The organism is Phaeobacter sp. SYSU ZJ3003, assembly GCF_041300735.1.
In the GTDB taxonomy this organism is placed as follows: Bacteria; Pseudomonadota; Alphaproteobacteria; order Rhodobacterales; family Rhodobacteraceae; genus Phycobacter; species Phycobacter gallaeciensis_A.
Genome location: NZ_PXNU01000031.1, coordinates 1 through 21,239, shown reverse-complemented (window position 1 = coordinate 21,239; position 21,239 = coordinate 1). Strand labels below are relative to the sequence as shown.

The following is a 21,239-nucleotide window of genomic DNA, read 5'->3' as shown; positions in this document are numbered from 1 at the left end:
TCCGGGCCAACCGACTATTGCGCCTTGCGGGGCGCACTGTATCCTCGGGGGAAACAGGCAGCGGAGGGTGCTATGCGGCTGATCATTCGGGTTCTTTCGGCAATATTGCTGACGCTTGCCGTGTTGATCGGGGTGGTCTTCATGCTGCCGGGAGAGAAAGTCGCGGCGCTGGCGGCGCAGCAGCTCGAGGCGCAGACCGGCCGCAAGCTTGAGTTTCAGGGCGAGGTGGGCTTCAGCCTCTGGCCGGTGCTTGGGGTCAGAACCGAAGGCGTGACCCTGTCGAATGCCGAGTGGGCGGGACCCGAGCCGATGCTGCGGGCAGCGCGGATGTCCATCGGGATCGCTGCCGCTGACCTGCTGCGCGGCAAGGTACGGGTGACCGAAGTGACCGCCTTGCTGCCGCATTTGAACCTGTCGACCCGCGCTGATGGCACCGGGAACTGGGTGATGTCGCCCAAGGCAACCGCGGGTGCGGAGACTGACGCCTCCCCGCAGGAGGGCAGCGATCTGGCGGTTCAGATCGAAAAGTTGACCCTGACCGGGGCCTCGCTGCGCTATGCGCCGCATGGAGGTACGCCGGTTGAGATGAAGGCCATCGATCTGGCGCTCAGCTGGCCGGATCCCGGCGGTACCGTGGATATGGAGATGACGTTGCGCCCGGTCGAGGCGCCGGTTCAGGTGAAGGCAGAGATCGGCACATTTGCGGAATTCCTCACCGGGCGGGTGTCTTCGGTCGGGGGGACTGTCAGCGGGCCCGGCGGCGTGCTGATGTTCGACGGCCGGGCCGGGATCGATGGGGCAGGATCGGGGCGGGTGACGCTGAAAACCACGGATAGCGCCGGTTTCATCGCGGCGCTGGGCGGTGGTGAGGTCTCTCTCCCCAAGGGGCTGGGGCAGGCTGCTGTGGTCGGCGCCGATGCCACCTATACGCCGGATGGGCGTCTGGCGCTGCGCGATCTGTCACTGGATCTGGATGGCAACACCCTGCAGGGGGCTGCGGATCTTGTCATGGCGGATGTGCCAGAGGTGACGGCGCAGCTGTCGGCTGGTGCGCTGTCCTTTCCGGGGCTGGACTCGCCCGTCGAGAGCAGTGGATCGGTCGCGGGCAGTGCGCCCGATGGTTGGCCCAAGGAGCAGATTGATGCCTCGGCCCTGTCAGCCTTCAACGGCACCGCTGTCCTGACCTTCCAGAGCCTGTCGGCGGCGGGGTATAACCTTGGCGAAAGCAAGCTGACATTCACTCTGGACCGCGCCCGCGCGGTGCTGAAGGCCCAGCCTGCCACCATGTTCGGCGGACAGGTGACCGGGCAGGTCGTGGCCAACAACCGCAACGGCCTGTCGGTGGGCGGCAAGCTGTCCTTCAACGATATCCAGCTGGAACAGGCGCTTGGGCAGACGGCGGGCTATGACCGCTTGCATGGCGCCGCGCTGGGGGAGATCGAATACCTGGGCGTTGGCAATTCGGTGGATGCGATCATGCGCTCGCTCAGCGGCAAGGGCTGGTTGGAGGCAGGCAAAGGCTTTTTCACCGGTTTCGACCTTGAGGACCTGATGCGCTCCGGCTCGGGTAATGGCGGCAGCACGGTGTTCGAACAGTTGACTGGCAGCTACACGATCGCAAACGGTAACCTGCAGAACAACGATCTGTTGGTCATCATCAAGGGGCTCCGGGCCGAAGGTGCAGGCCGGATCGGTCTGGGCGCGCGGGATCTGGATTACCGTTTCACGCCCACCCTGCAGGGAGCGGATGGCGGCGCCGGGTTGTCGATCCCGGTTGCCATCACCGGACCGTGGAGCGCGCCAAAAATCCGGCCCGATCTGAAATCCGCCCTGCAGCCGCAGATCGACGAGATCGAGCAGGAGGCCAAGGACCGCGTGCGCGAAAAGCTGAGCGAGGAGCTGGAGACCGAGATCGCGCCGGAGCAGGACCTGAACGAGGTGATCAAGGACCGGATTGAGCAGGAAGCCAAGGACCAGCTGCTGCGGCTGTTGCAGGGTAACTGAGCCGGGCCGGAAGGCGCTCCCGAGCTGAAATGAAAAAGCCGCGCCCACCAAAGCTGGGCGCGGCGGTCGTCCGGGCCATGGCCCGGGCGAAAGACCTTCAGTCAGTCAACAACTTGATCAGATCGTCTGATCGTAGTCCCCGACCAGCGGTTCGGTGCGGATCACCGCATCGATATCGGCAAAGATCGCGCGCAGCTCTTCGTCACTGTCGCTGCTTTCGCAAACCACCACCAGGTTCGGCGTGTTGGAAGAGGCGCGCACCAGCCCCCAGGATCCATTGTCCAGGATCACGCGGGCGCCGTTGACGGTGACGACTTCTTTGATGGCGCGACCTGCGATTTTCTCGCCAGCCTCAGCCTTGGCCACCAGTTTGGCAACAAGGCGCTCCAACACGTCGTATTTCTCGGTATCGGCGCAATAGGGGGACATTGTCGGGGTCGACCAGGTCTTGGGCAGCGCCTTGCGGAGATCCGACATCTTCATGTCCGGGTTGCGGTCCATCAGTTTGCAGATCTCGACCGCCACGCGCATGCCGCAGTCATAGCCGCGACCCACCGGTTCGGCGAGGAAGTAGTGGCCGGATTTTTCAAACCCCGCCAAGGCGCCGATTTCCTTCACGCGCCGTTTCATGTGGCTGTGGCCAGTCTTCCAGTAATCGGCTTTAACGCCGTTTTTCTGCAGCTCGGGGTCCGAGGCAAAAAGGCCAGTGGATTTCACATCAGCGACAAAGGTCGCGTTCGGATAGATCTTGCTGAGGTCCCGCGCCATGATGACGCCAACCTTGTCGGCAAAGATCTCTTCGCCTTCGTCATCCACCACGCCGCAGCGGTCGCCATCGCCATCAAATCCGAGCGCGAAATCCGCACCCGAGGCTTTGACGCTGTCGGACATGTCGTGCAGCATTTCCATGGCTTCGGGGTTGGGGTTGTAGTTGGGGAAGGTGTAGTCCAGCTCGTTGTGGCTGGGGACCACCTCGACGCCGATCCGCTCGAACAGCTCGGGGCCAAAGGCCGAGGCGGTGCCGTTGCCGGTGGCGCAGACCACCTTCAGCTTGCGGGTCATCTTGAAGTCGCCGACCAGATCATCAAGGTAGGCTTCCTTGACGCCATCGACGAATTCATACGAGCCGCCATCGCGGGCCACGCCTTCGCCGTTGAGGACGATATCACGCAGCTCGGCCATTTCATCCGGGCCGTGGGTCAGCGGGCGCTCAAAGCCCATCTTTACGCCGGTCCAGCCATTCGGGTTGTGACTGGCGGTGACCATGGCGACGGCAGGCACGTCAAGATGGAACTGCGCGAAATAGGCCATGGGAGAGACCGCCGGGCCGATGTCCTTGACGCGGATGCCGGCCTGCATCAGGCCCAGGATCAGCGCCTGCTTGATCGCCAGCGAATAGTCGCGGTAATCGTTGCCGACCGCGATCACAGGCTCAATCCCGCGTTTGTGGATCTGGGTGCCAAGGCCAAGGCCAAGGGCCGTCATGCCGGGCAGGTTGATTTCCTCGGGGTATTTCCAGCGGGCGTCATATTCGCGAAAACCGGTCGGCGTGATCATCGGATCGCGCAGGAAGGACCAGGTGTTCGGGGTGACGGGGGAGATCGGTTTAGTCATTAAATTCACTTTCGGGCATCAAATCGAAATCGGGTTTGCCTTGGCGAGCTGGTCAAAGGCCATCAACGTCTCGATCAGTTTCGGCATCTGGTCGAGATAGATCATATTGGGGCCATCCGAGGGGGCGCTATCGGGATCTTCGTGGGTCTCGATGAAAACCGCACCGATGCCCAGGGAAACGGCAGCCCGGGCCATGACAGGCGCGAATTCACGCTTGCCACCCGAAGAGCCGCCCTGTCCACCGGGTTGCTGCACCGCGTGGGTGGCATCCATCACCACGGGATAGCCGGTCTGCGCCATGATCGGTAGCGAGCGCATATCCGCCACCAGCGCGTTGTAACCAAAGGAGGCGCCCCGTTCAGTCAGCAGGATGTTCTCATTGCCGGTGCTTTCCACCTTGGCTACCACATTGGCCATGTCCCAGGGCGCTAGAAACTGCCCCTTCTTGATGTTGACGGCCTTGCCGGTCTTGCCCGCTGCCAGCAGCATATCGGTCTGGCGGCACAGGAAGGCGGGGATCTGCAGGATATCCACGGCTTCGGCGGCTACGGCGCATTGTTCCTCGGTATGCACATCGGTCAGCACCGGCACGTCGAATTCACGGCGGATATCGCCGAGAACCTTCAGCCCCTCGTCAAGACCAAGGCCGCGCTTGCCGGACAAAGAGGTCCGGTTGGCCTTGTCGTAGGAGGCCTTGAACACATATTGCGCCCCGGCGGCCGCGCAGGCCTCTTTCATTTTGCCTGCGATCATGCGGGCGTGGTCGGCGGTTTCCAGCTGGCAAGGACCGGCAATCACTGTCAGAGGACAGTCATTGCTGATCGTCAGCCCGGCGATTTTGATGTGTTTCATAGCGTTAAGAGGATACCTGTTCCCGGAGAATGGATGCTGTAAGCGAGCACATCAGGTAAATACCGGAAAAGATCAGGAAAGCCAAAATCGTATTTTCGAACTTTCGCGGATAGGAGGGTTCCTCGCTGGGAACCGGTTCAACCGCGGTAGTCAGGTAACGGACCTGACGGTTGGCCTCCATGCGGGTGGTTTCCACTTGCTGCAAGGCCGATTGCAGCATCAGATCGCGGGTTGCGAGATCAGCCTGAGCCATCTGGATCTGCACACTGAGGCTGGCGAGCGAGTTTTCGCCAGCAGCGGCATCGGTCATCCGGTCGTTGAGCCGCTGAATCAACGCCTCCAGACGGGAGATATCAGCCTCTGCACCGGCCACCTTGGCCTGGTTGGGGCGGGTGTTGTCCATCAGGGCGGCCAGTTCCAGCTCCTTCTCCTGCAGCTGCACCTCAAAGGTGGAAATCTGCGAACGCAGTGACAGGATCACGCCTTCGGGATCTAGAACCGCGCCTTTTTGTTGCAGCCGCACCAGATGTTCCTGAGCCTGACGGCGTTTCGTCTCCGCCAGTTCGAGCGCGGCCTCTGCCTCGCCCACCTGATCGGAGCGTTTCTGTTCGGATAGGTGGTTTACCTTTTCCTGCGCGTAGGAGATCAGCCGGTCCGAGAATTCCGCAGAGACCACCGGATCAGCCGCGGTGACTTCCATCCGGATCACGCCCTCGGTCGGATCATAGCCGATTTTGACGTTGCGCGAGTAGATCTTGTAAGCCTGTTCGTTGCTTGCGGCTGGGTCCAGACGTTGAATCGGGTCGATCCAGTCCTGGGTGAAATGCGCCTTGAAGCCGACTTCTTCATCCAGCCGCAGCATGGCTTCCTTTGATTGCAGAAAGCTTTGTACCGCAGTGGAATCCTGGCTGGTGGCAAATTGCGTTCCCGAAAGCAGACCGCTCATCGACCCGGCGCTGTCGGCCTTGAGCACCAGAAATTCGGATTTGGCCGAATACATCGGCGTTGCCACGGCATAGAAATAGTATCCGGTGATCAGCGTCGGCAGCATCACGAAAAAGCTGAGCCGCCCCAAGAGCAGCCACAGCTTGCGCCGCCGCCGCTTGGCGATATCTCGCTGGATTTCCTGGATTTCTTTGTTGCGACGCTCTGCCGGGCTCAGCTCGGTCGAGGGTAGGGTCGTCTTGGCGGCGGGCACGGTCTGCGGCAGCTGGATCGCGCCGGGGTCCGGAGCGCCCTCTGGCCGGGCCTTGTTCTGTGGGACCACCAGTTCCAGCATGTTGGAACGCTTGAAGGGATCAATCCCTTTCAGGCGGAGCAGGCGGACGGCTTCGAAATCCGAGGTAACCGGCAGATTGTGCTGCTGCGCCACGCGCCGTGCCATGCGCAGCTGACGGCCGGTCAGCCCTTCACGGCGGATCTCGTCGATATCCGTGGAGGACTTGGTCTCACGCGCGCTGCTGACCTGGCCGGACATTGCCTGCCCGGTCGCGGCGCTGGGTTTCGCGTCTTTTTGCCCTGCTGAAGCCGTGGCCTGAGTGGATTTGACCTCAGACGCGCTAGCCTGCGTTGTTGCTCCTGCGGCTTTGGCGCTGCTGTCGGGGCCTGGGGCCTCGACAGGGCGCGCTGCAGCCGCAGCGGCGGCGCCGCTCGATGTGCGGCGGATGCGGAATTTCTTAGCCTTGGGTTTGGTAGTCATAGAGCTGCTTTGCCTCTTCCAAGGTTTCAAACATATGCAATTGCCCGTCCATCAGAACGGCTGCGGAGCGGGCGAATTTTTCCAGCGTTTTAGGCTGGTGGGACACGATCACGATGGTGGTTGTCTGCAGGCGTTCCTGCAGGATCGAGCCGGCCTTGCGGTTGAATTCCACATCGGTCGTGCTGGGCATGCCTTCGTCGATCAGATAGATATCGAAATCCAGCGCCAGCATCAGCGAAAAACTGAACCGTGCCCGCATGCCCGAGGAATAGGTGCCAAGGGGTTGGTCGAAGTATTCGCCAAGCCCGCAAAGCCAGCGGCAGTAGGCTTCGACATAATCCGGGTCCAGCCCATAGAGTTTGGCGATGTAACGGCTGTTTTCCATGCCGGACAGGCGGTTGATGACGCCGCCCATGAAACCCAGCGGAAAGGAAATCTTGCAGCCTCGTCGGATTTCGCCCTCGTCTGGTTTCTCAAGGCCCGCCATCATGTTGATCAGAGTGGTCTTGCCGGTGCCGTTCGGGGCCAGGATGCCCATGGATTTACCCAGCTCCACGCGAAAAGACACCCGGTCAAGGATCACCTTGCGCTGGGTGCCGGTCCAGAAGGACTTGCTGACATTTTCAAACTCAAGCATGGCTTGTTCCGGTCTTGCCTGTCTGGTCCGTTGTCCGGCCTCTTGCCTCGGATGGCCCTTAAAAAGGACCGCTGCACTGTGCCACGGTTCTGATCGCGGCGATTTGATCAGGTTTGGTTACCTGAATTATATTAACGTCCTACGCGTGAAATCGGGCTTTGTTATGTCAAATTGTGACATAAATTCTGAACCGCTGCTTTACTCTTCGTCCATGGGCAGGGCAGCAAGCGGTCGATGCATCTGGGCGAGGACAATTTGGGCCATTCTATAGCGATTTTGTTTCCAAAAGGGAAACGATGATGAGGCAAAGTTTCCATGACTGCGCGGCGCTGACGCAGGAGATTTCCGGTTGCCGCCTTTGTGCGCAACGGTTTGCCGCCACGGCCACGCGGCATGCGCCGCGCCCGGTGGTCTGGTTCCGCCCCTCAGCACGGATCCTGATCGCGGGACAGGCGCCGGGTCTGCGGGTCCATGACAGCGGACGCCCCTATACGGATGCCTCCGGCGACCGGTTGCGCCAGTGGCTGGGGATTTCCGAGGATGTTTTCTATGACCGGGACCAGATCGCCATCGTCCCGATGGCCTTTTGTTTTCCGGGGTATAACGCGAAAAAGGCGGATCTGCCGCCGCCGCCGGAATGCGCTCGCACCTGGCAGCACAGGGTGATGTCCGTCCTTCCCGAGGTTGAGCTGACGGTGCTTGTGGGAGGCTATGCGCAGCAGCATCATCTGGGGAAAAAGGCCCGGGTTAGCGATACGGTGGCCGATTGGCGCGCGCATGCGCCGCGCGTCTTTCCCTTGCCTCATCCGTCCTGGCGCAATACCGCATGGCTGAAACGCCACCCCTGGTTTGAAACAGATCTGCTGCCCGCGTTGCGGCACCGGGTCAAGGAGCTTTTGTGATGACAATGCCAACGCCGCTGGATCAGGCCCACGCACAGATGGAGGCAGAGCCCGCGTCGGATGCCGCGCGTCTGCGGTTCTACGAACGGCTATCGGATGCCGAACTTTTCCTGATGCTGGAAAAGGAAGTCGAGAACGACAAGCTGGAGCCGGCCCTGTTCGACACGCCCGAGGGGCGCTTCGTCCTGGTCTTCGACCGCGAAGAGCGGCTCGCCCAGTTTGCCGGGCGCGCGGTGCCCTATGCGGCGCTGGCCGGGCGGGGGATCGTGCAGATGCTGTCGGGGCAGGGGATCGGTCTGGGCGTCAATCTTGAGGTCGCCCCCTCTGCCATGCTGATCCCGGCCGAGGCGATTGGCTGGCTTGAAGAAACTCTGGGTCATGCGCCGGATCAGGTAGAGGCGGCCATCGAAAGCTTCCTGCCGCCCGCCGGTCTTCCGGATCTTCTGCTGACGGCGCTGGATACCAAACTGGCGACTGCGGCTGGGCTGGCGCAATCGGCCTATCTGGTGGCAGTGCGCTACCAGGGTGGCGGGCAGGGGCATCTGCTGGGCTTTGTCGATGCCAAGGACGCCGCGCGGGATGCCCTGGCCAAGGCGGTGGGCGAGGCGTTGACCTTTTCCGGTATCGAGGCTGGGGCGCTGGATGTCGGGTTTTTCCAGGCGTCCGATACGGCTGCGGCCAGCCTGTCACGGGTAGGGCTGCGGTTTGATCTGCCGCAGCCAGAGGCGCCGCAGGTCTATCAGCCAGTCGCGCCCGGCAGCGATCCGGACAAACCACCGCGTTTGAAATAATCAGTTCGCGTGGCACGGCGGCGACCCGCCGTGCCTTTCATGCAGGGGCGGACGGGGCAGGGCGCCCACGTCCGCTGACTGTCAGTCTCAGCTGTCCTCGGTTTCCAGCTTGTCTTGGGTGCGGGTGTCGAAATCACCGGCGTCATGGCGCTCGCGCAGCTGGGTGTGCAATTCGCCAAAGGCACGGTTGACCATACGGCCACGGCTGACCGCGGGGCGCGCGTCGATGTCCTTGGCCCAGCGCACCACATTGGTGTAGCTCGCTACGTCGAGGAACTCTGCCGCATCGTAAAGGCGACCTAGCACCAGCTGGCCATACCAGGCCCAGATCGCCATATCGGCGATGCTGTAGTTATCCCCCGCGATGAAGGCATTGCCATCAAGCTGGCGTTCCAGAACGTCTAGCTGACGCTTGGTTTCCATGGCGAAACGGTCGATCGGATACTGCCATTTTTCCGGCGCATAGGCGTAGAAATGGCCAAAACCGCCGCCCAGATAAGGCGCGCTGCCCATCTGCCAGAACAGCCAGTTCATCACTTCGGTGCGCTCCGGCCCGGACTTGGGCAGGAACTCGCCGAATTTCTCGGCCAGGTGCACTAGGATCGAGCCGGATTCAAACACTCGAACCGGGGTGTCGCCGCTGCGGTCCATCAGGGCGGGGATTTTCGAATTAGGGTTGATGTCGACAAAGCCCGATCCGAATTGATCGCCTTCGCCGATGTTGATCAGCCAGGCGTCGTATTCGGCGCCGGAGTGGCCCTTGGCCAGCAGCTCTTCGAACATCACGGTGACCTTGACGCCATTGGGGGTGGCCAGCGAGTAGAGCTGGAAGGGATGCTTGCCGACCGGCAGTTCCTTGTCGTGGGTGGCGCCTGCGATGGGACGGTTGATCGAGGCGAAGCGTCCGCCGCTTTCCTGTTCCCAAGTCCAGACTTTCGGCGGGGTATAGCTCGTATCACTCATGTGGATGGGCCCTGTTCTGTATGTGGTGGCGGGCGGCGCGGGGCGCGGCCCGGTTCGGATTGACGTCTCTGACGTAGGATACTCGTCAAAAATTCCAATGACTGGAAGGTGTGGGTGCGATCTTTTTCGTGCAACCGTGCAGGGGGCGGCCTGCGGTCACGCAGAGACACAGCTGTGTGAGCGCCCCTTCGCAAAGGGTCTGCGCCGGATATTGTAGTTGCAGTTGTAGTGGATCGGCAGACCGGTGGAGCAGGACCCCCTGTGACACGTCATGTCCCGGATCGGTGCCGAATGAGGAAAGGATCAAGACATGAAACGTTTTGCACTGGCTGCCATCGCGGCCCTGACGATTGGAAGCTCTGCTTTTGCAGGGGAGCAATATATTGACGGCACCGGTTTTGCGGTCTCTGGCTATGACGTGGTTGCCTATCGCAGCCTCACCCAGGTGCCGGTGGGCGAGGTGCAGCCTGCCGCAGTGCCGGGCCGTGCGGATATCGTGGCCGAGTACAACGGTGCCCGCTTTGCCTTTGCCAGCGAAGAGAACCGCGAGATGTTCCTGAAGAACCCGGAATACTACGCGCCGCAGTATGACGGGCACTGCGCCTATGGGGTATCCAAGGGCGGCAAGGTGCCGGCCAACCCGAACCTGTGGCGGATCGTGGATGACAAGCTGTACCTCAACATCACCAAGAACGTGGTGGGCTTCTGGGAAGAGGACATCCCCGGCAATATCAACATCGCCGAAGGTAACTGGCCGGGTATCGAGCCGGATGAAGCCTCGGAACGGGTTATCCCTAATTTCGAGTCCTCTGCGCCTGAGGGGCACTGAGCAGCAGCGGGGCTGCCCCTTTTCAGGCACCCCACGAAATTCCATGTGACAATAAAAAGCCCCGCACGGGAACGGCGGGGCTTTTTTGATTGGGAAAAAAGGTCCAAAATGCGAGCAGTGGGCCCGGAGCCGATTACCGTTTGCGGTCGCGGCGGGCGCTCATCGGCTGGAAGGCGACGCCGACGTGGGCTTCGCAATAGGGTTTGCCTTGCTGAACGGGCAGACCGCAGAACCAGAAATCCTCGGTCGCGGGGTCGCCCACCGGCCATTTGCAGGTGCGTTCGGTCAGCTCCATCAGCGTCAGCTTCTTGGCCTTCTTTTCGATCTCGTTGACCTTGGCCAGGGCTTCGGGGCTGATCTCATTGGCAGAAGGCTGCGGCGGCAGCGGTTGGCCTGCGGGGATGATCTGCTTGCGGGCCGGAATGGCGGCCTTGGTTTCAGGCGCGCTTGCGGCGGCCGCAGGCGGCGGGGTTGCCGGGCGGGCCGGTTCCGTCTTTGGCTGTGGTTTTGGCTTGGGCGCCGGTTTGGCAGCGGCTGCGGCTGCTGGCTTTTCCTTGGGCTCGGCGGCTTTGGCGCCACCGGCTGCGCGGTTGGACAGGCCGAGGCGGTGCACCTTGCCAATCACGGCGTTGCGGGTGACCCCGCCCAGCTCCTTGGCGATCTGGCTGGCCGACTGACCTTCGCCCCACATTTTCTTGAGCAATTCGACGCGCTCGTCTGTCCAGGACATATGTTGCCTTTCCAAGCTGAAAGCGGCCCCAGAATCCTGCGGCCGCCATCGAGTTCCGATATAAACGCCTATTTTAATCACTGCGGCCCGAGTTACAAGGCGTCTTGCACCTGCGGATGCAGCAGGTATGCAGATGGGGCACGGGCGGCACGCCGGAGCACGCATAAGACTGGAACGAGGAAAGCACCATGGCAGAGACGGAAACAGAATACCGGGTCGGAATGGGAGAGCGCCGGTTCGGTCGCGTGAACTGGCTGGGGCTGCAGACGCTGGCGATGCGCGAGATCAAGCGCTTCTCGGTGGTCTGGACACAGACGCTGCTGGCGCCGCTGATGACGGCGGCGCTGTTCCTGATGATCTTCAACATCGCGATCGGTCCGAAGCGTGGCGATGTGATGGGGGTGCCCTTCCTGACCTTCCTGGCGCCGGGGATCATGATGATGACCGTGATCCAGAACGCTTTTGCCAATACCTCTTCCTCGATCGTGATTTCCAAGGTGCAGGGCAATATCGTCGATACGCTGATGCCGCCGTTGTCGGGGCTTGAGATGCTGCTGGGCTACCTTGCCGGGGCCATCGCGCGCGGTGTGGTGGTGGCGCTGGCCATCGGGCTGGGGCTTATGCTGGCGCTTCAGATCGTGCCCGCGCATCCGCTGATCGCGCTGTTCTTTGTCGTGATGGGAGCGGCCTTCCTTGGTGGGCTGGGCATCGTCGCCGGTGTTTTCGCGGACAAGTTCGACCAGATGGCCGCGATCACCAACTTCATCGTGACGCCGCTGGCCTTTCTGTCGGGCACTTTCTATTCGGTCGAGTCGCTGCCGCCGGTGCTGCAGGCGATTTCCCATGCCAACCCGGTGTTCTACCTGATCGACGGCGTGCGCTATGGGGTGATCGGCACCTCCGACAGCTCGCCGCTGCTGGGCGCGACGGTTTGCGTTGGCGCCACGGTCGCCATCAGCCTGCTGGCTTGGTCGATGCTGCGCCGGGGTTATCGCCTGAAGGCATAAAGGGCGGCCTCAGGCCGGTTTTGCCTGGCGTCCCTCGCGCCAGGCCAGAATGGCGGCGCCTGTCAGGATGACGCAGGCGCCAAGAACGGTCACCCCGTCCGGTACCACGCCAAAGCCGAGGAAGTCGTAGCACGCGGCAAAGATCAGCGTGGCATAGCTGAAGGGCGCCACGAAAGAGGCATCCCCCCGCGCCATTCCGTTGATGAAACAGGCCTGCGCGCAGGCCATCAGCGCGCCCAGTGCCGCCAGCGCGCCCCATTGCATCGGCGTTGGCATCTGCCAGACCGGCAGCACAGCCAGACTGGCGATGAGAACACCAATGCCGTTGTTGAACCACAGGATCTGCAAGGGCGCCTCGCGCCCCGACAGTTTCTTGATGAAGATCAGCTCCAGCCCCATCACCGCTGCCGCGCCAAGTGCCAGAAGGGCCGCTGGCTGAAAGCTCTCGGGTGCCGGGCGGAGCAGGATCATCGCGCCGATAAAGGCGATCCCCGCCGCGCCCCAGCGCCAGGGGCCGACGCGCTCGCCCAGAAGGGGGATCGCCAGCAGCATGCAGAACACCGGGTTGAGAAAGGTGATCGCCGTGGCATCGGCCAGCGGGATATAGGCAACAGCGGCAAACATCAGCGTCACACCGCCCCAGCCAAAGGCGGTACGTCCGATATGCAGGCCCCAGTGTGGCCGGGTCAGCCGGGGTCGCACCAGCGCCAACACCGATGAGATCACCACGAAGGCAAAGATAAACCGCCCGTGCGAGATCTGCAGCGGGTGCAGCGCAGGCCCGAGAGCGTCGGTGCCCAGCGATTTCGCCATCAGCGTTGTCGCCGCGATAAAGGCGGTTGCCAATAGGATCAGCGCGGCGGCCAGCATCGGATTTTGCGGTGTCGGAGTTTTCATGCGCAATCGGTGCGCCCGTGCCCACAGATATGCAAGGATAAAAAGCGCGGCCGCCAGCGAAGGATTAGCGGCACGTCGGACAGGCGCGGCCAGAGCATGCTGCCGAATTGTTCAGGGGGGTTGCACAAAAGGGGTTCCTTTTTGCGCAAAGCTCCCTTATGGACCCATTCCATGATCAAACGTACACATAACTCTGCGCTTCGGCGCCGACGCCGGACTGCGTAAACCGCAGCCTCAGTGCCCCTGTGGCGCCTTTGATCCCTTGTGCCGAGATGATGGTACAAACCCCCTCCGACTACAGTATTGACCCTCCGGCCCGGCTATGCACAGCTTTGGCCTCAATGTTTCAAAAAGGATGATCCTGATGATCCCGTCCGTTCTGCCGACTTACAATCGTGCTCCGCTTCAGTTCGTCAAAGGCGAAGGCGCCTGGCTGATCGAGGCCGACGGGCGCCGATTCCTGGATCTGGGCGCCGGGATCGCGGTGAATGCGTTGGGCCATGCCCATCCGGCCCTGGTTGAGGCGCTGACCACCCAGGCGCAGAACCTGTGGCATGTGTCCAACCTTTATCAGATCCCGCAACAGCAGGCGCTGGCGGATAAGCTGGTCGAAACGACCTTTGCCGATACGGTCTTCTTCACCAATTCGGGCACTGAAAGCTGCGAATTGGCGGTGAAGATGGCGCGCAAGTATTTCTACGACAAGGGCCAGCCCGACCGGGTCGAGATCATCACCTTCGAAGGCTCCTTCCACGGCCGGTCCTCTGCGGGTATCGCGGCGGCGGGCTCGGAAAAGATGACCAAGGGCTTTGGTCCGCTGCTGCCGGGCTTTGTGCATCTGCCGTGGAATGATCACGACGCGGTGGCGGCGGCGATCAATGACAAGACCGCTGCGATCCTGATCGAGCCGGTACAGGGGGAGGGCGGCATTCGCCCGCTGCCCGATACCTGCATGAAAGGTCTGCGGGATCTTTGCGACGAACACGGCATTCTGCTGATCCTTGACGAGGTGCAATGCGGCGTGGGCCGGACTGGCAAGCTCTTTGCCCATGAATGGGCGGGCATTACTCCTGACATCATGATGGTGGCCAAGGGCATCGGCGGTGGTTTCCCGCTTGGCGCGGTGCTGGCGACCGAGGATGCGGCCAGCGGCATGACCGCGGGCACCCATGGCTCCACCTACGGCGGCAACCCGCTGGGCTGCGCGGTGGGCTGCGCGGTGATGGATGCGGTCGCCGATCCGGAGTTCCTGGCCGCGGTGAACCGCAAGGCGGGCCTGCTGCGCCAGAAGCTGGAGGGGCTGGTGGCCAGCCATCCCGAGGTCTTCGAAGAGGTGCGCGGATCGGGGCTGATGCTGGGGCTCAAATGCAAAGCGGTGAACATCGATGTGGTCAACGCGGGCTATGATAACGAGGTCGTCACCGTTCCGGCGGCTGACAATGTGATCCGCCTTCTGCCGCCCCTGAACCTGACCGACGAGGATATCGCCGAGGCGCTTCAGCGTCTTGAGAAGGCGGCCAAACAAGTCGCCGCGGCCTGAGCGGACCCTTCAGATCAATTGCGAAGGCGGGGGATATGCCCCCGGCTTCACCCTGACAAAAAGTGACAAGACATGAACCATTTTCTTGATATCCACAAAACCGATGCAGCAGCTCTGAGGGGCATCATCGATCAAGCCGGCGCGATGAAACAGGCGCGCCTGGGCCGCCCAAAAGGCGCCCCGGATGACGAACAGCCGCTGGACGGGCGCATGGTGGCGCTGATCTTTGAAAAGCCGTCGACCCGGACCCGCGTTTCCTTTGATGTTGGCGTGCGCCAGATGGGCGGGCAAACCATGGTTCTGTCGGGCAACGACATGCAGCTGGGCCACGGTGAAACCATCGCCGACACCGCCCGCGTGTTGTCGCGCTATGTGGATCTGATCATGATCCGAACCTTTGATGAATCGGTGCTAATCGAAATGTCGGAATATGCCGATGTGCCGGTGATCAATGGTCTGACCGACCGCACGCACCCCTGTCAGATCATGGCCGATATCCTGACCTACGAAGAGCACCGCGGCCCGATCAAAGGCAAGAAGGTGGTCTGGACCGGCGACGGCAACAATGTCTGCGCCTCCTTCCTGCATGCGGCGGGACAATTCGGGTTTGACCTGACCTTTACCGGCCCGGCGCAGCTGGACCCCGAGGATGAATTCGTCGGTCTGGCGCGCAAGGCAGGATCGAAGGTCGTGATCGAACGCGACCCGGTCAAGGCCGTGGAAGGCGCCGATCTGGTTGTGGCGGACACCTGGGTTTCCATGCATGACAGCCAGTCCTCGAAAGAGCGGCGCCACAACATGCTGCGCCCCTATCAGGTGAATGACGCGCTGATGGCCCATGCCAAGGACGACGCCCTGTTCATGCACTGCCTGCCGGCCCACCGTGAAGAGGAAGTGACCTCTGCCGTGATGGATGGTCCGCAGTCGGTGATATTTGATGAGGCCGAGAACCGCCTGCACGCACAAAAGGCGGTGATGCGTTGGTGCCTCGGCGTCTGAGCCGTCACCTAGCCTTTGCAATGTAAAACCCCTCGCCGCAGACCAGCGGCGAGGGGTTTTCTTTTTCGAGTTCGTGCCTGGCTGAGGCTTAGCGAATGATCGTCGTCAGCAGCCAGAAGGTGACACCGGACAGCAGTGCCGCGGCGGGCACGGTGATCACCCAGGCGGCTACGATGGTCATGAAATGGCTGCGGCGCACCAGCTTGCGGCGGCGGCGTTCCTCGGGGGCGATGCGCAGTTCCTCCGGACGCTGCAGCGAGAATTTGCGCAGGCGGTTCTCGGCGTGCCATTCGCGAAAGAAGCCAACGCCAAAGACCGCGCCGACCGCGATATGGGTCGAAGACACCGGCAGGCCCAGCCAGCTGGCGACGATCACCGTGATGGCTGCCGAAAGCGACACGCAGTAGGCGCGCATCGGGTTCAGCTTGGTGATCTGGCTGCCGACCATCCGGATCAGTTTCGGGCCAAACAGGAACAGGCCAAAGGAAATGCCGAAGGCACCGATCACCATCACCCAGGTCGGGATAGCCACCTTGGCGGCGAAATCCCCGAACTCTGCCGCATGCACGATGGCCGCGAGCGGACCCACAGCATTGGCCACATCGTTGGCGCCATGGGCAAAGGACAGCAGCGCGGCGGAAATCACCAGCGGGATGCGGAACAGGATTTTCAGGGACTTGTTACGGTTCTCAAGTCCCACGGACTGGCGCGCGATTAGCGGCTTGGTGATCAGATAGCTTGCCACGGCAAAGCCAAGACCGATCAAAAGGGCGATTTCCAGATCGATCTTGATGATCCGTTTCAGACCTTTCAGCGCCAGATAGGCGGCAAAAGCACCGGCCATGATGGCGACAAGGATCGGAACCCAGCGCCGCGCAGCGGCGATCTTGTCGTCCTGATAGATCACCTTGGCCTTGATCACCGCCAGAAACAGCGCCGCGATGACGCCGCCCAGAACCGGCGAGATGACCCAGCTGGCCGCGATCTTGCCCATGGTGGCCCAATTGACCGCGGACATGCCTGCGGCAGCAATGCCCGCGCCCATGACGCCGCCGACCACCGAATGGGTGGTGGAGACCGGCGCGCCGATCCAGGTGGCCAGATTGACCCAGAGCGCCGAGGACACCAGCGCGGCCATCATCGCCCATATGAACACATCCGCCGTGGCCACGGTGGCCGGGTCGATGATGCCCTTTGAGATTGTGGAGACCACGTCGCCCCCGGCCAGCAAGGCGCCGGCGCTTTCGGCGATGGCAGCGATCAGGATAGCACCGCCCATGGTGAGGGCGTTGGCACCCACCGCCGGTCCCATGTTGTTGGCTACATCGTTGGCGCCAATGTTGAGCGCCATATAGGCACCAAAGATCGCAGCAGCGATGACGATGAAATTGCCGGGCGTGCCGCCGAGGAAAACGGCAGCCGCAGCACCAGCCAGTACGATGAAGGCCAGCGAGATGCCGGGACCGACCAAGGGGCGGGAGACATAGGCGGTTGCCAACTCCAGCTGAGAGATCCGGTTGAGGTCCCTGTCGAGGGTTTCCCAGTGCTTGCTATCGGGTTTTTCGCTCATGTCGCCGTTCCCCATGCCAAATGCCCAGCCAGACGGCTGTGCCGAAAAGAGTCGGCCACCGGGTAGCGTCGCGTCACCATTGGCGCAAGGCCGGTGTCACGATTCCATCATAAAACTGTTACAATTGTCGCAGGATCGACTGCAAATCTGGTTCCCGGACGAGGTTTGCCGCGTCTTGCGCGGGCATCCAGACACGCTTGCGTTGATCGGATTCCGGGTAGTCATCCTTGATGCGCTGGACCTCGGCGATATAAACCAGCGTTTCCACTGGCTGCCGGGTGCCGTTGTCGCGTTCCTTGACGTAGTGATAGCTGCCCTGCGGGGCAGAGGTGATCCGGGCATCGGCAACGCCGGCCTCTTCCCAAGCCTCTTGCAGGGCGGACTCGGGGCCGTTCTTGCCTTTGATGGGCCAGCCCTTGGGGATGATCCAGCGGCCGGTGCCGCGGCTGGTGATCATCAGCACGTCTTTTCCGGATTTGGTGGTACGATAGCACAGGGCCGCCACCTGAATCCGCTTTGGGCGGAAAATAAGGGGGCGCAATACCTCTTCCCAAGCCTTGGCGAGGAGTGTTGTCATGCCTGAACTGCTTTCGTTTCTTGTTATGCTTTTGCCCCGGGCCGGAAACCGGACGGGGAGATGGTAGTAAATTTGGGGTTGACCACAACATATGTCCCAAAGGCGAATTTACAATGGTGTCTTGAGTTCGTCTCTGAATTGTGAACTTTTTCCGCAACAGCCGGGCAGGCGCCAAAAGGGCGTCAGGGCCGACACCATACCGGCTGCAAGGCCATCAGAGCAAGAAAGCGGGAGGGGACAAGGATGAAAGCTGCATTAGTGACCGGCGGGGCACGCGGGATCGGGCTGGCAACTGCGAAGGGGCTGCTGGCTGAGGGTTGGCAGGTGGCGATCCTGGACCGCGACAGCGAAGCGCTGGAGGCGGCCGGGAAAGAGGTGGCAGGCCTTACCCTGATCAATGCGGATGTTTCGCGCCCCGAGGATGTGGAGCGGGCTGTCGCGGAGATCACGGCAGCCTTCGGGCGGCTCGACGGGCTGGTGAACAACGCGGGCGTCGCCGATTTCGGCCCGATCCGCGAGACCACCTTTGAACGGTGGCGCCGGGTGATGGAGACCAATCTGGATGGTCCCTTCCTGATGACCCAGGCCTTTACCGATCTGCTCGCTGCGGATGGTGGCGGGGCGGTGGTGAATATCACTTCGATTTCGGGCTTGCGCGCCAGCACTCTGCGGGTGGCCTATGGTACCTCTAAGGCGGCATTGGCGCAGCTGACGCTGCAGCAGGCGGCAGAACTGGGCGAGATCGGGATCCGGGTGAACGCGGTGGCGCCGGGGCCGGTGGCGACCAAGCTGGCGATGGCGGTGCACAGCCCAGAGATCATCGCCGCCTATCATGATGCGCTGCCGTTAAACCGGTATGGCAAGGAAGAGGAGATCGCAGCGGCGATCAATTTCCTGCTGTCAGAGAAGGCGAGTTTCATCACAGGTCAGGTGCTGGCCGCAGACGGTGGGTTCGAAGCCACCGGGATCGGCCTGCCTGCGCTGCGCGCCGACGCGGCAAAGGACTGAGCTGGCCGGTGCTCTAGCAGAGGGGGGCCTCCCGCCCGCGATCTGCCGCATCAAAGATGCGGCCTCCGCCGTTGGGCATAGCAGCGCGCAGGGGCGCGCTGCTCCGGCGCGATGATTTTTTCGCCCAGGGACCTCTCAGGATTTGCGCCGGTTGGCCCGCAGGGTTGGATCGGCACCGGTCGGATCTTCGGGCCAGGGATGTTTGGGATATTGGGCGCGCATGTCCTTGCGCACGTCCGCATAGGACCCCGCCCAGAACCCTGGCAGATCGCGGGTGATCTGGATCGGGCGCTGTGCGGGGGACAGCAGCGTCACCTTCAGCGGCACGCCGCCCACGGCGGGATGGCGGGTCACGCCGAACATCTCTTGCAAGCGCACTGCGATTTCCGGCACTTCTTCCCCGTAGTCGATCGGGATCTTGCGGCCCAGCGGCGTGACGAAATGGCCCGGCGCTTCGCGGTCCAGAAGCTGCGTCTGCTCCCAGCTGAGGGCGGCCCGCAGGGCGGGCAGAAGGTCGAACTGTTTCCAGTCCTGCGCGGTTTTCACCCCGGTCAGCATCGGCAGTAGCCAGTCGTCCAGCGTTGCCATCAGCCCGTCATTGGAGAAATCCGGCAGATCATGCCCATCGGCGCGCAGCAGCTCGACCCGCGCCACCAGCCGCGCGGCGGCACCAGTCAGGCGCAGACCCAGATCGCGGACCCCGTCGAGCATGGCTTCGGCGATGGCCTCGGGCGGGACGTCCTTCCAGATGCGATCATCCAGAACCACACTGCCGAGGCGCTCCTGGCTGCGGGCCACGACGCGGCGGTCGCGTTTGGACCAGGCGCAGCTGTCCTGCCAGGTGATCTGATCTGCAAACAGCGCGCGAATGTCTGCAAGGGCGATCTGAACCGCCATGCGGATCTTTGCTTCGCGCGGGTTGCCGTCGGTGTCCAGCGCCACGATGAAGGGCGCGGCGGCCAGCGTGTCCTCGGGCGACAGCACCGCCCCCTTGCCCCCCGACAGGACATAGCGCGGCGTATCGCCCTTGCGGCGCTGGCCGATGCGGTCGGGATAGGCGAGCGCGGCCAGCCCGGCTGCTGACAGGTCTGATACCACCGGCGCGTCAGAGCGGGCCTTGCGCTGTTGCCGTTGCAGCCTGCGGGCCTCTGCGCGGATCCGGTCGACCACTGGCAGGGCCAGTTGATGGGGGCGTTTGCGCTGGAAGGCCTTGGGATCCTTCAGCGCCTCCAGCCGCAGCATCAGGTCGGCAGGGGCGCCGCGCAGGGGATCACGCTCGGCCAGCAGCGCGGCCAGCGTGGCGGCTGGGGCGGCCTGATCAGGGCCCGCGCGCAGCAGCATATGGCCAAGGCGCGGATGCAGGGGCAGCGCCGACAGCGCTTTGCCGTGGGTGGTGATGCGGCCCTGTGCATCCAGCGCGCCCAAGAGGGTCAGAAGGTTGCGGGCCTCCTGCAAGGCGCCCTCGGGCGGTGGCGTCAGAAAGGCGAGATCCTCGGCGCCAGCGCCCCAGAGCGCCAGTTCCAGCGCCAGACCGGCCAGATCGGCGGATGCGATTTCCGCCGGGGGGAAGGCGGCAAGCGCGCCTTCCTCGCCTTTGGTCCAGAGGCGGTAACAGATGCCTTCGCTGACGCGTCCTGCGCGGCCCTGACGCTGGGTGGCTTCGGCGCGGGTGACCTTTTCGGTGACCAGCCGCGACATGCCGGACCCCGGATCGAAGCGGGCGCGGCGCGATTGTCCCATGTCGACCACCACGCGGACCCCATCGATGGTGAGCGAGGTTTCCGCGATCGAGGTCGCCAGCACCACCTTGCGCCCCGATTTCGCGGGCTGGATGGCAGCGCGCTGCTGGGAAAAGGGCAGGGCGCCAAACAGGGGATGCACGGTGCAATCCCCAGGCAGGCGGTTTTCCAGCGCGGCAGCGGCGCGGCGGATTTCGCCTTCACCGGGCAGGAACACGAGGATGCCGCCGCCCTCCTTGCGGGTCTCCGCCACGGCGCGGGTAACCAGATCCACCAGCGCATCGGTACGGCGGGCCTTGGGGCCAAGCGGGGTATCCAGCCAGCGGGTTTCCACCGGGAAACTGCGCCCCTCGGAGGTGATGAGCGGTGCCTCCATCAGGGCGCTGACGGGGGCGGCATCCAGCGTTGCGGACATCGCCAGCAGGATCAGATCGTCGCGCAGGGCGCCCGCGACCTCAAGACAGAGCGCGAGGCCGAGATCAGCATTCAGCGAGCGTTCGTGGAATTCGTCGAAGATCACTGCGCCGACGCCGGGCAGGTCCGGGTCCGATTGCAGCATTCGTGTCAGAATGCCTTCGGTGACGACTTCGATCCGGGTGGATTTGCTGACCTTCGACTCGCCGCGAATGCGGTAGCCCACGGTTTCGCCGGGGCGTTCGCCCAGGGTTTCGGCCATGCGTTCCGCGGCGGCGCGGGCGGCCAGGCGGCGTGGCTCCAGCATGATGATGCGCCCATTGCAGAGACCGGCCTCGAGCATGGCAAGCGGTACCTTGGTGGTCTTGCCGGCGCCGGGTGGGGCCTGCAGCACGGCGCGGCCGCCCGTGCGCAGGGCGGCGATCAGATCGGGCAGGGCGTCATCAATGGGCAGGCGTGTCATGGCA

18 protein-coding genes are annotated in these 21,239 nt (G+C 62.9%); 8 read left to right on the top strand and 10 right to left on the bottom strand.

The window, feature by feature from the left end; all coding sequences use genetic code 11:
• Positions 1-72 precede the first annotated feature (72 nt).
• Positions 73-2,004, top strand: coding sequence for an AsmA family protein (locus C6W91_RS12095; RefSeq protein WP_274837769.1), 1,932 nt, complete (start codon positions 73-75; stop codon positions 2,002-2,004).
• Positions 2,005-2,121: 117 nt separating this feature from the next.
• Here the strand turns inward: C6W91_RS12095 and C6W91_RS12090 are convergent, their stop codons facing one another.
• From C6W91_RS12090 to C6W91_RS12075, 4 genes are read right to left on the bottom strand one after another with little or no spacing between them, the layout of a single operon-like run.
• A complete protein-coding gene (locus C6W91_RS12090; protein ID WP_274837768.1) occupies positions 2,122-3,618 on the bottom strand; it encodes a phosphomannomutase/phosphoglucomutase in 1,497 nt (498 codons plus the stop codon).
• A gap of 18 nt (positions 3,619-3,636) precedes the next feature.
• Positions 3,637-4,470, bottom strand: coding sequence for a 3-deoxy-8-phosphooctulonate synthase (kdsA, locus tag C6W91_RS12085; RefSeq protein WP_274837767.1), 834 nt, complete (start codon positions 4,468-4,470; stop codon positions 3,637-3,639).
• A gap of 4 nt (positions 4,471-4,474) precedes the next feature.
• Positions 4,475-6,169: a capsule biosynthesis protein gene (locus tag C6W91_RS12080; protein WP_274835026.1), complete on the bottom strand. Its 1,695-nt coding sequence runs from the start codon at positions 6,167-6,169 to the stop codon at positions 4,475-4,477.
• Entirely contained in the window at positions 6,147-6,806 is a 660-nt protein-coding gene (locus tag C6W91_RS12075) for an ABC transporter ATP-binding protein (protein ID WP_065272948.1), read from the bottom strand. Before C6W91_RS12075 ends, C6W91_RS12080 begins: the two co-directional genes overlap by 23 nt.
• A 299-nt stretch (positions 6,807-7,105) precedes the next feature.
• On the opposite strand from C6W91_RS12075, the gene C6W91_RS12070 reads away from it, so the two are divergent.
• Positions 7,106-7,708: a uracil-DNA glycosylase family protein gene (locus C6W91_RS12070; protein ID WP_274835025.1), complete on the top strand. Its 603-nt coding sequence runs from the start codon at positions 7,106-7,108 to the stop codon at positions 7,706-7,708.
• Positions 7,708-8,499, top strand: coding sequence for an SseB family protein (locus tag C6W91_RS12065; RefSeq protein WP_274830104.1), 792 nt, complete (start codon positions 7,708-7,710; stop codon positions 8,497-8,499). Before C6W91_RS12070 ends, C6W91_RS12065 begins: the two co-directional genes overlap by 1 nt.
• Before the next feature lie 87 nt (positions 8,500-8,586).
• On the opposite strand, the gene yghU is transcribed toward C6W91_RS12065, so the two are convergent.
• The gene (yghU, locus tag C6W91_RS12060) at positions 8,587-9,462 is read right to left on the bottom strand and encodes a glutathione-dependent disulfide-bond oxidoreductase (RefSeq protein WP_065272950.1); all 876 of its coding nucleotides are present in this window, start codon (positions 9,460-9,462) and stop codon (positions 8,587-8,589) included.
• A gap of 310 nt (positions 9,463-9,772) precedes the next feature.
• Between yghU and C6W91_RS12055 the strand changes: the two genes are divergently transcribed.
• A complete protein-coding gene (locus C6W91_RS12055; protein WP_274830103.1) occupies positions 9,773-10,291 on the top strand; it encodes a YHS domain-containing (seleno)protein in 519 nt (172 codons plus the stop codon).
• A gap of 133 nt (positions 10,292-10,424) precedes the next feature.
• Here the strand turns inward: C6W91_RS12055 and C6W91_RS12050 are convergent, their stop codons facing one another.
• Positions 10,425-11,021: a GcrA family cell cycle regulator gene (locus C6W91_RS12050; RefSeq protein WP_065272952.1), complete on the bottom strand. Its 597-nt coding sequence runs from the start codon at positions 11,019-11,021 to the stop codon at positions 10,425-10,427.
• Between the two features lie 188 nt (positions 11,022-11,209).
• Here C6W91_RS12050 and C6W91_RS12045 point away from each other — a divergent pair, with 188 nt between their 5' ends.
• Positions 11,210-12,028 carry an ABC transporter permease gene (locus tag C6W91_RS12045; protein WP_274835023.1) on the top strand — a complete coding sequence of 273 codons (819 nt, stop codon included), beginning with the start codon at positions 11,210-11,212 and terminating at the stop codon, positions 12,026-12,028.
• Positions 12,029-12,037: 9 nt separating this feature from the next.
• On the opposite strand, the gene C6W91_RS12040 is transcribed toward C6W91_RS12045, so the two are convergent.
• The gene (locus tag C6W91_RS12040; RefSeq protein WP_065272954.1) at positions 12,038-12,925 is read right to left on the bottom strand and encodes a DMT family transporter; all 888 of its coding nucleotides are present in this window, start codon (positions 12,923-12,925) and stop codon (positions 12,038-12,040) included.
• 364 nt (positions 12,926-13,289) lie between these two features.
• Between C6W91_RS12040 and C6W91_RS12035 the strand changes: the two genes are divergently transcribed.
• Together C6W91_RS12035 and argF are read left to right on the top strand one after the other, a co-directional pair.
• A complete protein-coding gene (locus tag C6W91_RS12035) occupies positions 13,290-14,465 on the top strand; it encodes an aspartate aminotransferase family protein (RefSeq protein ID WP_370570875.1) in 1,176 nt (391 codons plus the stop codon).
• A 72-nt stretch (positions 14,466-14,537) separates the two neighbouring features.
• Positions 14,538-15,464 (top strand): ornithine carbamoyltransferase, encoded by a 927-nt coding sequence (gene argF, locus C6W91_RS12030; protein ID WP_065272955.1) that lies wholly within the window; start codon positions 14,538-14,540, stop codon positions 15,462-15,464.
• Positions 15,465-15,552: 88 nt separating this feature from the next.
• On the opposite strand, the gene C6W91_RS12025 is transcribed toward argF, so the two are convergent.
• Both C6W91_RS12025 and C6W91_RS12020 read right to left on the bottom strand, forming a co-directional pair.
• Positions 15,553-17,034 carry an inorganic phosphate transporter gene (locus tag C6W91_RS12025; protein ID WP_274830100.1) on the bottom strand — a complete coding sequence of 494 codons (1,482 nt, stop codon included), beginning with the start codon at positions 17,032-17,034 and terminating at the stop codon, positions 15,553-15,555.
• A 118-nt stretch (positions 17,035-17,152) separates the two neighbouring features.
• Positions 17,153-17,611 carry an NUDIX hydrolase gene (locus C6W91_RS12020; protein WP_065272956.1) on the bottom strand — a complete coding sequence of 153 codons (459 nt, stop codon included), beginning with the start codon at positions 17,609-17,611 and terminating at the stop codon, positions 17,153-17,155.
• Between the two features lie 243 nt (positions 17,612-17,854).
• On the opposite strand from C6W91_RS12020, the gene C6W91_RS12015 reads away from it, so the two are divergent.
• Positions 17,855-18,619, top strand: a complete 765-nt coding sequence (locus C6W91_RS12015) for an SDR family NAD(P)-dependent oxidoreductase (protein ID WP_065272957.1) — start codon at positions 17,855-17,857, stop codon at positions 18,617-18,619.
• A gap of 135 nt (positions 18,620-18,754) precedes the next feature.
• Here the strand turns inward: C6W91_RS12015 and hrpB are convergent, their stop codons facing one another.
• Positions 18,755-21,235, bottom strand: coding sequence for an ATP-dependent helicase HrpB (gene hrpB / locus C6W91_RS12010; RefSeq protein ID WP_370570904.1), 2,481 nt, complete (start codon positions 21,233-21,235; stop codon positions 18,755-18,757).
• Positions 21,236-21,239: the final 4 nt, after the last annotated feature.